We start from the raw sequence: 16,108 nt of genomic DNA, 5'->3' as shown, positions 1-16,108 counted from the left end.
GTCATTGGGAGCGAAGCGTGGCAATGACAAATTATAAAACAAGAAAGCCCGTTTCTAAATGAAACGGGCTTTCTGTTTATACATTAGTGGATACTACTATGCTGACAACGCTGCAGCGCCACTTACTATCTCGGTAAGCTCAGTGGTGATTGCTGCCTGACGGGCCTGGTTGTATGAAAGTTTAAGAGCTTTCAACAGGTCGCCTGCGTTTTCTGTTGCTTTATCCATAGCGGTCATACGAGCGCCGTGCTCAGAAGCTACCGAATCTAAAACTGCACGATACAATTGTATCTTAATGTTTTTAGGGATCAGTTGCTCAACAATCTCGCTTTGAGATGGCTCAAGGATATAGTCGATCTGTTTAGCGCTTTTAGCTTCAGCTTCCTGCTCTGATTTTGGTACAGGCAATAACTGCTCAGTGATCAAAAATTGTACGGCGGCGTTTCTGAAGTGGTTATAAACAATCTCCACACGGTCATACTGGCCTTTCAGGAAACCTTCCATAATTGATTCAGTAATAGCCGATACGGTATTGAAATTAAGATCGTTGTAAACTTCATTATTGTTACCAATAACATTGTATTTACGACGCTCATAAAACTCCTGCGCTTTTTTACCGATAGCAACAATAGAAACATTACCGGCCTTAAACTGCTCGCTGTATTTCTCAGCAATCAGGTTGTTAACGGTTTTGATAACGTTCGAGTTAAAAGCACCGGCCAAACCACGGTTTGAAGTAACTGCCACCACCAATACACGCACCGGTTCGCGCTGCTGTAAAAATGGCGATGACCCGTCCTCTACACTCGCAGATAAGTTTGATAATAGCTCTTTAAGCTTTTTAGCATAAGGGCGCAGCTCAACAATAGCGTTTGTAGCGCGTTTCAGCTTAGCAGCCGAAACCATCTTCATAGCTTTGGTAATCTGCTGGGTTGAATTAACCGAGCTTATCCTGTTTCTTACTTCTTTTAAATTAGCCATTTATTGCTTTAGTCTTAAGTCCAAAGCCTTGAGTCTTAAGTCTACCAACTCGGGACTTAAGACTTTAGACTGCTTACTATTAATTATAATTCGCTGCCAGTTCTTTTGCAACTGTTTCGAGTACACTTGTTAATGAATCGTCAAACTTACCTGCTTTTAAACCTGCAAGTACTTCGGGGTGACGTTGCTCTAACTGCGTGGTAAATTCGCTTTCAAATTCGCGCACTCTGTTTACCGGTACATTACGCATCAGGTTTTTAGTACCTAAGTAAATAATAGCAACTTGTTTTTCAACAGTTACCGGTGCATACTGACCTTGTTTCAAAATTTCTACGTTACGTGCACCTTTGTCCAGTACGGTTTTAGTTGAAGCGTCCAGATCTGAACCAAATTTAGAGAAAGCTTCTAACTCGCGGTATTGAGCCTGGTCTAGTTTCAGGGTACCCGCTACTTTCTTCATTGATTTGATTTGCGCGTTACCACCTACACGTGATACAGAGATACCTACGTTGATAGCCGGACGAACACCTGCGTTGAACAAGTTTGACTCTAAGAATATCTGCCCGTCTGTAATTGAAATTACGTTGGTTGGGATATATGCAGATACGTCGCCTGCCTGCGTCTCGATAATTGGAAGAGCAGTTAATGAACCACCACCCTTAACGATACCTCTGATAGATTCTGGCAAATCGTTCATTGACTGAGCAATCGCATCGTTTGAATTGATTTTAGCAGCACGCTCTAATAAACGACTGTGCAGATAGAATACGTCACCTGGATAAGCCTCACGGCCCGGCGGACGACGCAATAATAATGACACCTCACGGTAAGCCACCGCTTGTTTTGACAAGTCATCATAAACGATCAAAGCCGGACGCCCTGTATCGCGGAAGTACTCGCCGATAGCGGCGCCTGCAAATGGTGCAAAGAACTGCATGGTTGCAGAGTCAGACGCATTTGCAGCCACAATAATTGAGTATGGCATTGCACCTTTTTCTTCTAACGCGCGAACGATGTTTGCAACGGTTGAAGCTTTTTGGCCGCAAGCTACATATATACAGATAACCGGTTTGCCGGCCTCATAAAATTCTTTTTGGTTAATGATAGTATCGATACAAACCGCAGTCTTACCGGTCTGACGGTCGCCGATTACCAGCTCACGCTGACCACGACCAATAGGGATCATCGCATCGATAGCTTTGATACCGGTTTGCAGTGGTTCGGTTACCGGCTGACGATAGATAACACCCGGAGCTTTACGCTCTAAAGGCATTTCGTAAGTTTGGCCAGATATCGGGCCTTTACCGTCAATTGGGTTACCCAAAGTATCCACAACACGGCCAAGCATACCTTCACCCACTCTAATAGAGGCAATTTTGTTGGTACGTTTTACAGTATCACCTTCTTTAATTTCGTCAGACTGGCCCAATAATACAACACCAACATTATCTTCTTCTAAGTTTAACACGATCCCTTGTAAGCCGTTGTCAAACTCAACCAACTCGCCCGATTGTACTTTTGTTAAACCATAGACGCGTGCAATACCGTCACCCACCTGGAGTACCGTACCCACTTCTTCTAATTCAGATTCTGACTTGAAACCTGCCAACTGCTGACGCAAAATGGCTGATACTTCGTCTGGTCTTACCTCTACCATAGTTTTATTTAAATTTTGAGATTTTTACGTAATTATTAAACAATGCCTTTAGCAAAGTTCTTTTTCAATTTCCTTAAGTTACTTGCAATACTGGTGTCTATCTGTCTGTCGCCAACGGTTAATACAAAACCACCGATCAATGACGGGTCAACTTTGGCTTCCAGTGTCACCTCGCCACCTACACTAGCTTTTACTTCAGCCAAAATTTTAGCTCTATTTTCATCCGACAATGGGGTAGCAGATACCACAGAAGCCTGAGTAATGTGTTTTAACACATCATACTGGTTAATAAACTCATGAGCGGTTGTATATAAAACATCTCCGCGGCCTTTGTTTATCATCAGTTTAAAGAACTCAATGGTAAACTTGTTCATTTTATCTCCAAACAACGATGTAAGGATCGCCAGCTTTTTTTGGTGCGATATGATAGGATTACTTAAAACCGCAGCCAACTGCGAGTTTGCCTTTAAGGTTTTCAGGAAAAACACCACATCATTATTTACCGCCTCAAGTGCGTTTTGCTCTTGTGCAAGATCAATGATTGATTTGGCGTACCTGGATGCTACCGTTAATTCTGACATATTTTCTTTAATGAGATGTGAGACATGAAATTTGAGATGTGAGACTTAACTAATCTCTGATCACCAACCTCCAATCACTAATCTTATAATTTCACTTCTTTTAAAAGCTGGCTAACCAACTCGTTTTGTTTTTGCTGATCGGCTAATTGTTCTTTCAATACCTTTTCTGCAATCTCTAATGACAAAGTCGCTACCTGGTTTTTAACATCAGCCATGGCAATAGCCTTCTGGTTATTGATCTCGATACGAGCCAACTCTATCATGCGTGCGCCCTCTGTATGTGCAGCATCCTTAGCTTCGCTAATAATCTGATCTTTAAGCTTCTTAGCTTCACTTAATATTACATCGCGCTCGGCACGGGCTTGTTTTAACAAAGCGTCGTTCTCATTGGTAAGGCGAGACATTTCTTCTTTAGCTGCCTCGGCTTTTAATAAAGCGTCTTCAATAAAGCGCTCGCGCTCGTTAATGGCACCCAGGATAGGTTTCCAGGCAAATTTACCTAATATGGTTAGCAGGATAAGGAATGACACCGTTGTCCAAACAACCAATCCAATATGTGGGGTAACTAATTCCATGTTATATATCTTATAATGTTTATCGTGTTTAAATAATTAAAAAAAGAACAGACCCGGTGCCAACCGCTCCGGGTTGTTCTTTTAGTTTTTTAGCCACCAATCATGGCAACAACCACCGCGAACAGAGCCACACCTTCTACAAGTGCAGCAGCGATGATCATGTTAGTTTGGATTTTAGATGCAGCTTCAGGCTGACGGGCAATACCTTCAACGGCTTTACCACCAATTTGTCCAATACCGATACCGGCGCCTATTACAGCTAAACCTGCACCAATTGCAGCAATACTTCCAGTCATTGTTTGTTAATTTAAACGTGTATATTAATAGATAATTAATTCAGATTAATGATGATGCTCTTCGACAGCCATGCCTATAAACAGCGCTGTAAGCATCGTAAAAATATAGGCTTGCAAAAACGCAACCAGCAGTTCTATGACATCCATAAATACCACAAACAATACTGATGCAGGCGAAACCCACAATGTTTTAAATATAAATATCAGTGATATTAAGCTAAGCGCGATAATGTGCCCCGCAGTGATGTTAGCAAACAAACGGATCATTAACGCAAATGGCTTTGAAATGATACCAATGATCTCAACCGGAACCATGATGATATATAACCAAAGGGGGATATCAGGAGCGAAAATATGTTTCCAATAGTATTTGTTACCGCTCACATTAACTACAACCAGGGTAATTAGTGCCAAAACCATGGTTACCGCAATATTACCGGTAAGGTTGAAACCTCCAGGGAAGAAAGGCACCAATCCTAACAGATTATTGATCAGGATAAAAAAGAACATGGTTAACAGTAATGGAATAAACCTTTGATATTTGGCACCGATGTTAGGGATAGCCACATCATCGCGCACAAACATTACCAGCGGCTCCAATACAGATTGGACTCCTTTGGGTGCTTTGCCGCTACGTTTTCTGTAAGCCGATGACATGCTTAAAAATACAATCAGTAGTATTGCCATTCCCAGCCACATGCTCGCTACATTACGGGTGATAGAAAAATCCAGGATTTTTTTGCTGGCTTCTTCGTTTACTTTTCCGGCGGCGTCCACAACAGCTACCTTATCATGTTCGGCTGTATATGAATAATATTTGCCCTGATATATTTTTTTCTCCGGCTTACCATTAACTTCCTCTTCGCGGATATTTGCTGATGAAAATACCTCCAGCCCCTTATCAGTATATAAAATAACAGGCAGGGGCAATATCACATCGCCAAATACAGGCCATGAATGCGAGTCGCCAATGTGCTCAAAGATCACATCCTTCGGATTAAATTTCTCCTCTGCTTTATGCTCCTTTTCTTGTGCAAAAGACGGCAGCGACCAAACAGAAACCATTATTAAAACGGCAGAAAATAATAATTGCTTAATTTTTTTTGAGTTCAAAATCGACTTTTTATACATCAAAATGAAGTTTTTTACCTTAAATTTTGGTTGCGCAAGTTACGCAACAAAGTATAAACTTCAAAGGCCATATTTAAGAAATATATATAAAAAAAATCAGCCACAAAAATGGGCTTGTTTACCTTGTTTTTCAGCAAGAAAACAAGGGCAAAAACAAGGCAGGCCAGTATCTTAAAAACCGTAGCTGCCAAAAACACTTGAGAACCCCTTTCGGCATTAATTTGCTGGCCCTTTATTACCGCAATAACCACTACCAGTGTAAGCGCCGATAAAAAGGAAAAAAGCAACCAGAAATGAGTCGTTAGCAGCTCGGCATGGCCGCTATAGTGCAACCACAGCGGTAGCGCAGCTAAAATCATAACAAATAATAAATACGATAATATTTTGCCGGGCAGCTTCAACTTTTTATGGATTTGATAACAATGTACAATGAAATAAACACCCCGATGAGCGACAGAATTGCGGTCACCCATTTGGTTTGGTGACTGGCAGCTTCATCAATTTTATAACCGGCGAATGCAAATAAGCCAATAACCGCAACCATCTGGAAGGCAATACCTGTAAATTTTGCCAGGGCACCCCTGTCGGTATTATTGTTTGATTCGTTTTTTGACATCCGCAAATTTATTAAATCCTATTGCATAATGTTTACTAAATTAGCAATGCTTTTATAATTCCGATTTTAACTTGAAGCGCATCTACATATCTACTATAAATAAGCTATTTAACTTTTTCGCAGGATTGTTGATCTTACTGTTAGCTGCCTGTTCGTTCGAGAAAGAGACCGGCTTTAATCGTTTTATGCAAAACGTAACTGCTCATTATAATATATTATATAATGCTGATGAGATTTTGCGCCAGAAACAGGAAACGTATGCTGCTACCTATATCGATGAATATGCGGATGTTTTAAGCGTATATCAGGACACTGTTGCGCATAATGGCACAGCGGATAAAGATCTGGAGGCGGTAATCTTTCGCGCTAATACTATTATTAATGAGAAAGAGCAGAGTAAATATATAGGTAGTGCTTACCTGGTAATGGGCAAAGCCAACTATTTTGATGGTAAATTTTTTGATGCAGTGGAACTGTTTAACTATGTAATCCATTCTTTCCCCACAGAGATCAGGTTAACCCAGGAAGCTTATGCGTGGAAAATCAGGGCTTTGTTATATCTAAATAATACCAGGGAAGCTAAGGCTACTTTAGATTCGGCTTTATCAGATTTTACAAAAAAGAAACATCTGCCTGCAGGAGTGTATGCTGCGGCCTTGCAGTATAATATCAACATCCAAAATTATACAGAGGCTGAGACGGCCGCCAAAAAAGCCATTGGCTTAACAAAAAACGCTGACGAAAAACTGCGGTGGACGTTTATCCTGGGGCAGCTGCAAGAACTTAACCATGAAGCCGACGACGCTTTATTAAGCTATAACCGCGTTGCAAAAAGTAACGCATCGTTTGAAATGGCTTTTAATGCCAACTTGAATCGCATCCGTATACAGCAAATGCATAATGGTGTTAAAGTTAACCGCATTGATTTACTGTTGAGTTTATTGAAAGACGAGAACAACATCGACTTTAATGACCAGATCTATTTCCAGGTGGCCGAAATTTATGCCGCTAACAAGGATATACCCAACGCGTTAAAGTATTATAAGTTATCTGTACACAGCAGTTTGAAAAATCAAAACCAAAAAGGGTTAGCGTACCTGCGTATTGCTGACATTGATTTTAACAACCGTGCCGACTACGTTAACGCCAAAAAATATTACGACAGCACGTTAATCAACCTGCCGCCAGCCTACCCTGGCTATCAAACCATCCAAAAGAAAAGCAATAACCTGCAAGTGCTGGTTGATAAACTACAGATCATAGCCCGTGAAGATACTTTACAAAATTTAGCAAAACTGGACGAACTGGCCCGCGCCAAAGCGATTGATTCATTAGTTAATGCGCACGTTTTACAGCAACCAACCACTGCTACAGTGGTTAACACAGGCAATAGCGGCTCTGCCTCTGGCCTTGCAAGCCCCGTTAACAGATTGCAGGCCCAGCCTAGGGCAGCCACCGGAAGCAGCTTTTATTTTTACAACGCAGTGGCAGTAAGCCAGGGATATGCCGAGTTTAAGCGAAAATGGGGCAATCGCAAATTAGAAGACAATTGGCGCAAAGCCAGCAAAGGCAATAATAACAGCGTTACCGGCAATACAAATCTGGCTATAGCCGGAATGACCGACCCGGACGCCCCGACTGCAGATAAGCCAAAAAATACCAACCAGATACCATCCGGCAATTACCGTCAACAGTTACTGCAGGATTTGCCAACCACCACTGCCCTGCTCGAACAATCAAACGCACGGATTTATAACGCTTATCTGGACATGGCTAACTTTTATCGTGACGTTCTTGAAGAAAAAAAAGAGGCCATAACCAATTATGAGTTGTTGTTGACCAAATACCCAAACGATCCGAATAAGGCACCTATATATTATAGTCTTTATCGCTTGTATAGCGATATCGATGCTGCCAAGTCTGATAACTATAAAAACCGCATCCTGAAAGCATATCCCGAAACCGTATATGCTAAAGTGATCATCGACCCCGGTTATAGCAAAAAGCTGGATGACAAAGACGCGCAATTAACTGAGGCTTATAATAAACTGTATGACCTGTATAGTCACAAAAATTTTGACCAGGTTATTATCAATGCCGATAGTTTATTAAAACAATACCCGGCTAATAAATACACACCGCAAATTTATTACCTGAGAGTTGTCGCTTCCGGATACCTTGAAAAGGTTACTCCGTTTCGCGCCGAATTACAACAAATTGCTAATGCTTATCCTAACGATCTATTAATCACCCCGCTTGTAAAACAACACCTGGCTTACGTTGATGCGAACTTGCCGGAACTTTCGGCACAACCTTTTGCTATTATGAATACTGATACAACGAGCGCTTTATTTATCCCGCCTGTTGAGTATGAAAAAGATGCCGTATTTAACCGCAACCGTCAATTTTCAACAATAATTGAAAAGCCGGCTGAAAAACCAACGGAGAAACCTATGGTACCGGGAGTTATAAAACCCGCCGATGCAGCGAACCAGCAAATAACGGCAACTGCCGCGCCTGAAAAAGCGTCAACGTTATTTAATGAGCACGATAGTACCAACTACTATTTCGTTATCAATGTAAGCACAGGCACAATAGATCTGTCATCGTCGCGTTTTGGCGTCGGGCAGTATAACCGGATCAATTTTCGGGCAAATACTATCAGCCATCAGCTAAAAACCGTCGGCGCAGACAACCAGCTGATCTATGTAGGTCCATTACGCAACTTAAACGCAGCTAAGGATTATGCCCGTGGCATTATTCCGTTAATGCCGCAGATTATGAAGGTGCCTGCCGATAAATACAGTTTTTTTATCGTTACCAAAGAAAATCTGGATAAATTAGCCGACAAAAAAATATTGGATGATTATATTGAATATTATCAACAAACCCTATTAAAATGAGTGAAAAGTTATCGCCCCAGGATATAAGAAAATATAATTGGTACATCTGGAGGTTTTTTATTGGCTGCTTTGTATTTGTGTTGCTATTAATAGGGCTTACCTCCTTCGGCATATTTGGTACGTTACCTTCGCTGCGTGATCTTGAAAACCCTAAAAGCAACCAGGCATCAGAGATAATCTCGTCAGACAAAAAGATACTTGGCAAATATTATGTTGAAAACCGTTCTAATGTAACTTTTAAAGACATTTCGCCAAACGTTATTAATGCATTGGTTGCTACAGAAGATAATCATTTTTATCAGCATTCGGGCATTGATTTCTGGCGTACTTTCAGCATTATTTTTTATAACCTGATAGGCCATAAACAAGGGGCAAGCACTATTACACAACAATTGGCCCTTAATCAGTTTTCAAGTGAGGGGCGGGCACATAATGTAATTAACCGCTTCGTACAAAAACTAAAAGAGCAGCTCATCGCCGTGCGCATTGAAAAACATTATACCAAGCAGGAGATCATTACCATGTATCTCAACAGTGTTAGCTTTGGCAGTAACACCTTCGGTGTAGCATCGGCAGCTCAAACCTACTTTAACACTACCCCTGCCCGCTTAACGCCCGACCAGGCTGCCGTACTGGTAGCTATGCTTAAAGGCCCTACGCTATACTCACCTATCCGGAATCCCAAAAATTCGCTTACCAGGCGTAATTTTGTTTTAGGCCGTATGGTTGAAGAAGGATTTCTGAGCAAAGCGGAAGCTGAAGAATGCCGCGCTAAACCGCTGGGTATTGATTATCATCCTATGAACCATAACGAGGGGCTGGCTCCATATTTCAGATCGGTTTTAAAAGATGATGTAAAAAGAATATTGTCAACCATTACCAAAGCAGATGGTACCCCATATGATATCGACCGTGATGGATTAAAGATCTATACCACCATTAATTACACCATGCAGCAATATGCCGAAGAGGCACAGCGCGAATACATGCGAGACCTGCAAAACCAGTTCAATATGCAATGGAAAGGTGTTAAGCTATCTGCCAAGATCAAGAACTTTAAATTACTGATTGACCAAGGCATTCATCAGTCAGACCGCTATCATGAGTTGAAAGCCCAGGATATGTCTGAAGAAGATATCATTCACAACTTTTATACGCCTGATACACTCAACCTGTTCACCTGGAAAGGTGATATTGATACGGTAATGAAGCCTGTCGACTCGATTGTGTACTGCAAAATGCTGCTGCGTAACGCACTCATGAGCATGGACCCAACTACGGGTTATGTAAAGGCCTGGGTAGGTGGTATTGATTTTGAACACTTTAAATATGACCAGGTAAAACAAGGTGCACGCCAGGTAGGGTCGACTGCTAAGCCATTTACATATGCAGTAGCTATCGACAATGGCTACTCGCCATGCTACCAGGTTGACAATGTGCCTATCACCATTAAGAGCCCGGGCGCGCCTGATTGGACTCCGGGATCGTCGCCATTAGAAACTGTGCCGGGCATGATCACTTTGCGCACTGCGCTTGCCCACTCACAAAACTGGGTAACAGCTTATATGATGAATGAGGTAACACCACCGCCGGTAGTCGAACTGATCAAGAAAATGGGTATTCATACTGATGTGCCGCCTTATCCAAGTATTTGCTTAGGCGTATTTGATGCCACTGTAATGGATATGACTGCTGCCTATTCCGTATTTGCTAATCATGGTATCTGGACAGAACCAACCTATCTGCTGCGTATTGAGGATAAAAACGGCAACGAAATTTATAACCATACGCCAAAAGTGAGACAAGTGATGAACGACCAAAACGCCTACGTAATGGTTGACATGCTGAGAAGTGTTGTAGATATGCAGGGCGCCACAGGTAACCGCCTGCGTTGGAAATATAATTTTACCAACCCGATAGCCGGCAAAACCGGCACCACATCTGATAACTCTGACGGTTGGTTTATCGGCGTAACGCCAAAGTTGGTTACCGGCGTTTGGACAGGTTGTGAAAACCGTGACTTTCATTTCCGCACTACGCGTATGGGTGAGGGTTCAAATTCAGCCTTGCCGATTTTTGCACTGTATCTTAAAAAAGTTTATGCCGATCAATCATTAGGCATCAAAAAGAACATTGACTTTGAATTACCCAAAGGCGGGCTTACTACGGTACTTGACTGTGATCTTTATAGCCAACAGCAAAAAGGCACTAATGACGTTGACAAGAAGTTAAGCTTCTAAACCACCGCACCCACGTCATTGCTTCGTCGTACCTCTTCGCAATAATGCGTTGGCAATGGAAGTAGTGATGAGTGTATAAATATGAGCAAATTCGATTATCGTGCGGCTTTAAAAAATATCCCTCATAAACCAGGCGTCTATCAGTACTGGAATGAGGATAATGAACTTATTTATATAGGTAAGGCTAAAGATTTGCGTAATCGTGTTAGTTCTTATTTTGTTAAAGATACCAACGTCAATGCAAAAACGCGGGTGCTTGTATCTAAAATCCGCAATATTACTTTTACTATTGTTGATACAGAGGTCGATGCCTGGCTGCTGGAAAACAGCATGATTAAAAAGCATCAGCCACGCTATAATGTGTTGCTGAAAGATGACAAGACCTACCCCTGGATCATCATCAAAAACGAAAACTATCCGCGTATATTCTGGACACGCCGCATTGTAAAGGATGGCTCCAGGTATCTTGGCCCCTATGCCTCGATAAGCATGATGCATGCTATTTTAGGTTTAATTAAAGAAACATACCCCCTACGCACTTGTAATCTGGCGCTTACCCGGCAAAACATAGAGGCGGGTAAGTTCAAGGTTTGTTTAGAGTACCAGTTAGGCAACTGCAAAGGCCCCTGTCAGGACTTTCAGACCGAAGAAGATTACGAGTCTAATATCGAAGAGATAAAAGACATTTTAAATGGCAAGATCGGCTCGGTTTTGCGTAGAATGAAAGCCGAATTGGAAAACGCCATTGCCAACATGAACTATGAGTTGGCGCACCGTTTGAAGCGTAAGTTTGACCTGTTGGAGAATTATCAAAGTAAATCGACAGTAGTTAATTCTTCAATCACTGATGTCGATGTATTCAGCATTGCATCCGAAGAAAAAATGGCCTTTGTAAACTTCCTGAAAGTGATGAACGGCACCATCATCCAAACTCAAACCATCGAGATAAAGAAAAAGCTGGACGAAAGCGATGAAGAGCTGTTAACATTAGCCATCATGGAATTCAGGAGCCGGTATAACAGTACTTCAAAAGAAGTGATCGTTCCCTTTAAACCCGATCTGGGCGATGCCGGTATTAAATTTACCATACCCAAACTGGGCGAAAAACGCAAACTGCTCGATCTGTCGCAAAAGAATGTGCAGTTCTTCAAAAAAGAGCGCATAGACCAATATGAAAAACTGAACCCGGAAGTGCGCACTGAGCGATTGCTTACACAGATGATGAAAGACCTGCGGATGAACCAACTACCGCGACACATCGAGTGTTTTGATAACTCCAATTTCCAGGGTAAATATCCGGTATCGGCTATTGTGGTATTTAAGGATGGCAAACCGTCCAAAAAAGATTACCGCCACTTTAACGTAAAAACCGTTGAGGGCCCGAATGATTTTGCTACTATGGAAGAAGCGGTTTTCCGCCGCTACCGTCGGGTGTTGGATGAAGATACCGGCCTGCCGCAATTAATTCTGATTGACGGTGGCAAGGGTCAGCTGTCATCCGCCATGAAAAGCCTCAGGCTGCTGGGTATTGATAAACAAGTTACCGTCATCGGCATTGCTAAACGGTTGGAGGAGCTATATTATCCGGGCGATCAGTATCCGCTGTATCTAGATAAAAAATCAGAGACCCTAAAGGTCATCCAGTATCTGCGCGACGAGGCTCACCGGTTCGGCATCACATTCCATCGTAAAAAACGCGACAAAGGTACGCTCGCTACCGAGTTGGAACTGATCGATGGTATTGGCAAAACTACAGCCGAGAAACTGCTGAAATATTTTAAGTCGGTTAAGAAGATCCGCGAAGCTAATGAAGAAGCTTTACTGGAAGTAATAAACCTGAAACAAGCTAAAGCTATCCTGGCATATTTTAACAGTACTAACTAAATTGTTACGGTGTTTTTAGGCCGACAATCGTTGGTCTTTCCAAATTTTTGCTACCTTACCGCAACCATTTATAACACAATTTTCGAGTATGGAAACTAAACACCTGTCCCGCCGTGGCTTTATTGGCAGTAGTGCATTGGCCGCTGCCGGTATGTTGATATTGCCTAAAACTAATTTTGCAAGCGCTATTTTTAGCGGAGCTGATAAACCAAACTCGGTAGTCGGCGGGGTGTTGATTGGTGTTACCACTTACTCTTACGGCCACATGAAAAATGTTACAGCCGAGGATATGCTACAATATTGTTTGCAGGACAATATCAGTGGTGTTGAGCTGCGTGGCGATGCTATGGAGCTGTCGGCTGGTGCTCCTAAAAAAGTTGCGGGCCAATCTGCAACTGATTTTAACAAGGCAATGGCCAACTGGCGCGCCAACGTCCCTATGGATAAATTTAAGGAAATAGGTAAACTATATAAAGATGCAGGCGTTACCATTTATGCCTACAAACCGGTAGTATTTGGCCCAGGCAATACCGACGAGGAAATTAACTACGCTTTTAACGCAGCGAAGGCATTAGGTGCAAATCATTGTAATTGCGAAATGCCCGAGCACAACGATGCGCTGACCCAGCGCATTGGCGACATAGCCGCTAAGCATAAAATCCGCATAGGCTATCACGCGCATACCCAATCGACGCCAACATTGTGGGACACTGCCATGTCGCAATCTGAATATAATTGTATTAACCTGGACATTGGGCATTACGTAGCAGGTAATAATACCGACACACTCGCCTTTATAGAAAAGCACCACGCCCGCATTACCAGCATGCATTTCAAGGACCGTAAAGTTAACAATGGCCCAAATACTGAGTTTGGCTTAGGCGACACTCCGATAAAAGAAGTATTGCTGCTGATGAAACAGAAAAAATACAAGTTCCCGGCCACTATCGAGCTGGAATACAAAGTACCGGCCGGCTCCACCGACGTTAAAGAGGTAGCTAAATGCCGCGAGTATATGGCGGCTATTTTAAGCGCATAAGTGTAGAAAAAAAACAGGGTGCCATATTGAGCCGTCGAAGTATGAGCGCAACGGCCGATAAACGCTTTACAGGCCGACGCTCACCCTTCGAGTGCCTCAAGGGGGGACACTCTTTTAAATTACTTATCTATCGTCAAAAACCTAAAGCTGTCCTTATCAGCCATCAGCTTAGCAGGCTTATCCTTACTAAACGCCAACTTGATAACAGCCGTTTTGCGCCTTTGTACCCTGGTATTGCTGAAGTGCGTGTGCAGTACATAGTACAGCCCTCCATCCTTACCCACAAATGCATCGCCATGCCCGGTACCATTAAACCCTACGGTATGACGGCTGATGATAGGATTAGTCGGGTTCTTTGTCCACGGCCCCATTGGTGATGTTGAGGTAGCGTAGCCAATAGCGTAGTCGATATTCTGGTAATCGTTACTTGAATAGGTTAGGTAGTAAAGCCCATTGTGTTTAAGCACCGTAGGGCCCTCGCATACCGTCCAGCTTTTGTGCGCGGTGTTCTCCCATTCCAGACTTGAGTTTACGCATTCTTTGGCCGCAGCCGTGTCAATGTCCGACAGATCATCTTTTAACGGAGCGACAAACACGCGGTTACCATTTTGCAGCCGTACAAAATACAAGTACAACTTGCCATCGGTATCTTTAAATATATAAGGGTCGATTTGGTGCACCGGTCCAGATATCTTCCTGATCATCGACTGCTTAAACGGCCCGAGGGGGCTGTCGCTTTCTGCTATCGCGACGTCTTCATTAGCGGCGTAGGCCATATAGTATTTGCCTTTGTTTTTGAAGATCTGCGGCGCCCAGAATAATCTATCACCATAGCTGTCGCCTTTTACCAGCGCTAACCCGCCTTCAGCTTTCCCTGCGTTTGCTTTCCAATTGATCAGGTCGGGCGACTGATAGACCGGGAAGCCTCGGTTGCTGCCTGTTCCGTATAGATAATATTGGCCATTCTCATAAAATATCGTCGGGTCGGCTACCTGGATGGTATCTTTTTGAATTGATTGCGCATTGGTGGTCATTGCGGCCAACAAGGCGCACAGCAGGAAAACAGGTTTCATGAGTTTATAATTTGTACTAAGATATTAAACCATTTGTCATTCTTTGCTTTGCTCAGAATGACAAAAAGGAAAGTTACAGCCTATCCTTAATCACTAACGTACCCGCTACCCTATCATGCAAACATTGCTGCTGCTTATTAAAGAAAGCAAATAAATAACCGATACCTAAAGTACCTACCGACAACACCTTAACCAGATTCCGTTTGGCAGCATGGGTCAGTGTTAACCGCTTACCGTGCATATCGCAAACCCGTATTTTGAGTAATTGCTTGCCATAAGTAGCTTGCTTGGGCGAGCTTTCCATCCGGATATGATAAATTAGGTTAGCTAAGGGTATCAGTGCAAACATACTGAGCGCTAAACCCAGGCCAATGGTTTTGTCAGTAATAAAAAAGGTAATGCAAAATGAGGGTATAATACACATCGCTGATACGATCAGCCAATCTACAAAGGCAGCGGTAGCCCGTTGGTCGAACGAGCCATAGTATTGTAGTAACACTTGCTTTTGAAAACCAAACAACTCGCGTAACTCGGCAACTTCATGGGCTTCTTTATAGTCGTCCATGGTTTCGGTTTTGACGAAGTCGGTGGGTTTGATGTTACGGGCTTTCAACTCATCGATAGTGAACGGGCCTTCGGGTTTGCCGTTAATAACGAGGATATATGTGCTTACGGTGGTGGACATTGATGCTCTAAATTAGCATAATTTACTAATTATGTACTAGGGTGTATCTCGCTGAGGCAAAGTCTACGCTCACCCTTTGAGTACCCAGGGTAACATACCATTTAAGCCATTATCTCTTTATACTCGCCCTGCAACTCCAGCAAACATTTAGCACACATACAACCATCATAATTCTCGCTGATGTACTGCACCTCGTTGATGGTTAGCGGCACCACGCTGCACTGGCATTTTGTGTAAGAATTGGCCTTACATTCAATGCGGTCGCCACAACGGTCGCAGGATATGATTTCGTGTTTGGACATTTGGATCATTGTTGATTGTTCATAGTTCATGGCCCATGTCAATCAAAAACAAAGGTAAAACAAAAAGACCATAGCCATTGTCAGCCGAATTTCTTCTTTCTGACATGGCTATGGTCTTATTTTATTAGTTCTATGATCTATCAAC

General features: G+C 42.7%; 15 protein-coding genes. 4 read left to right on the top strand and 11 right to left on the bottom strand.

Annotated elements, in window-relative coordinates:
• Positions 1-96: 96 nt before the first annotated feature.
• From atpG to ABD772_RS09810, 8 genes are all read right to left on the bottom strand, one after another.
• The gene (gene atpG, locus ABD772_RS09845) at positions 97-981 is read right to left on the bottom strand and encodes an ATP synthase F1 subunit gamma (RefSeq protein WP_345103396.1); all 885 of its coding nucleotides are present in this window, start codon (positions 979-981) and stop codon (positions 97-99) included.
• Between the two features lie 79 nt (positions 982-1,060).
• Entirely contained in the window at positions 1,061-2,638 is a 1,578-nt protein-coding gene (gene atpA, locus ABD772_RS09840) for a F0F1 ATP synthase subunit alpha (RefSeq protein ID WP_345103394.1), read from the bottom strand.
• Positions 2,639-2,673: 35 nt separating this feature from the next.
• The gene (gene atpH / locus ABD772_RS09835; protein ID WP_345103392.1) at positions 2,674-3,219 is read right to left on the bottom strand and encodes an ATP synthase F1 subunit delta; all 546 of its coding nucleotides are present in this window, start codon (positions 3,217-3,219) and stop codon (positions 2,674-2,676) included.
• Positions 3,220-3,302: 83 nt separating this feature from the next.
• On the bottom strand, positions 3,303-3,794 hold the full coding sequence (atpF, locus tag ABD772_RS09830; RefSeq protein WP_345103390.1) for a F0F1 ATP synthase subunit B: 492 nt from the start codon (positions 3,792-3,794) through the stop codon (positions 3,303-3,305).
• An 89-nt stretch (positions 3,795-3,883) separates the two neighbouring features.
• Positions 3,884-4,090 carry an ATP synthase F0 subunit C gene (atpE, locus tag ABD772_RS09825; protein ID WP_345103388.1) on the bottom strand — a complete coding sequence of 69 codons (207 nt, stop codon included), beginning with the start codon at positions 4,088-4,090 and terminating at the stop codon, positions 3,884-3,886.
• Positions 4,091-4,135: 45 nt separating this feature from the next.
• Entirely contained in the window at positions 4,136-5,203 is a 1,068-nt protein-coding gene (gene atpB, locus ABD772_RS09820; protein WP_345103386.1) for a F0F1 ATP synthase subunit A, read from the bottom strand.
• A 32-nt stretch (positions 5,204-5,235) separates the two neighbouring features.
• Positions 5,236-5,580 carry a hypothetical protein gene (locus ABD772_RS09815; protein ID WP_345103384.1) on the bottom strand — a complete coding sequence of 115 codons (345 nt, stop codon included), beginning with the start codon at positions 5,578-5,580 and terminating at the stop codon, positions 5,236-5,238.
• A 38-nt stretch (positions 5,581-5,618) separates the two neighbouring features.
• Positions 5,619-5,837 (bottom strand): AtpZ/AtpI family protein, encoded by a 219-nt coding sequence (locus ABD772_RS09810; protein WP_345103382.1) that lies wholly within the window; start codon positions 5,835-5,837, stop codon positions 5,619-5,621.
• Between the two features lie 71 nt (positions 5,838-5,908).
• Between ABD772_RS09810 and porW the strand changes: the two genes are divergently transcribed.
• From porW to ABD772_RS09790, 4 genes are all read left to right on the top strand, one after another.
• Positions 5,909-8,740, top strand: a complete 2,832-nt coding sequence (porW, locus tag ABD772_RS09805; RefSeq protein WP_345103380.1) for a type IX secretion system periplasmic lipoprotein PorW/SprE — start codon at positions 5,909-5,911, stop codon at positions 8,738-8,740.
• Positions 8,737-10,980 carry a penicillin-binding protein 1A gene (locus ABD772_RS09800; RefSeq protein WP_345103376.1) on the top strand — a complete coding sequence of 748 codons (2,244 nt, stop codon included), beginning with the start codon at positions 8,737-8,739 and terminating at the stop codon, positions 10,978-10,980. The genes porW and ABD772_RS09800 overlap by 4 nt, the downstream gene beginning before the upstream one ends.
• A gap of 81 nt (positions 10,981-11,061) precedes the next feature.
• Positions 11,062-12,864 (top strand): excinuclease ABC subunit UvrC, encoded by a 1,803-nt coding sequence (gene uvrC / locus ABD772_RS09795; protein WP_345103374.1) that lies wholly within the window; start codon positions 11,062-11,064, stop codon positions 12,862-12,864.
• Positions 12,865-12,952: 88 nt separating this feature from the next.
• Positions 12,953-13,903: a sugar phosphate isomerase/epimerase family protein gene (locus ABD772_RS09790; RefSeq protein WP_345103372.1), complete on the top strand. Its 951-nt coding sequence runs from the start codon at positions 12,953-12,955 to the stop codon at positions 13,901-13,903.
• 119 nt (positions 13,904-14,022) lie between these two features.
• Here ABD772_RS09790 and ABD772_RS09785 read toward each other — a convergent pair whose 3' ends face one another.
• The 3 genes from ABD772_RS09785 to ABD772_RS09775 all read right to left on the bottom strand — a co-directional run bounded on the left by ABD772_RS09785 (position 14,023) and on the right by ABD772_RS09775 (position 15,963).
• A complete protein-coding gene (locus tag ABD772_RS09785) occupies positions 14,023-14,976 on the bottom strand; it encodes a glycoside hydrolase family 43 protein (RefSeq protein WP_345103370.1) in 954 nt (317 codons plus the stop codon).
• 73 nt (positions 14,977-15,049) lie between these two features.
• Positions 15,050-15,661, bottom strand: a complete 612-nt coding sequence (locus ABD772_RS09780) for an RDD family protein (RefSeq protein WP_345103368.1) — start codon at positions 15,659-15,661, stop codon at positions 15,050-15,052.
• 101 nt (positions 15,662-15,762) lie between these two features.
• Positions 15,763-15,963, bottom strand: a complete 201-nt coding sequence (locus ABD772_RS09775; protein ID WP_345103366.1) for a cysteine-rich CWC family protein — start codon at positions 15,961-15,963, stop codon at positions 15,763-15,765.
• Between the last annotated feature and the right edge of the window lie 145 nt (positions 15,964-16,108).

Source organism: Mucilaginibacter panaciglaebae, assembly GCF_039539265.1.
Taxonomy (GTDB): domain Bacteria; phylum Bacteroidota; class Bacteroidia; order Sphingobacteriales; family Sphingobacteriaceae; genus Mucilaginibacter; species Mucilaginibacter panaciglaebae.
This window is presented reverse-complemented; position numbering and strand designations above follow the sequence as displayed.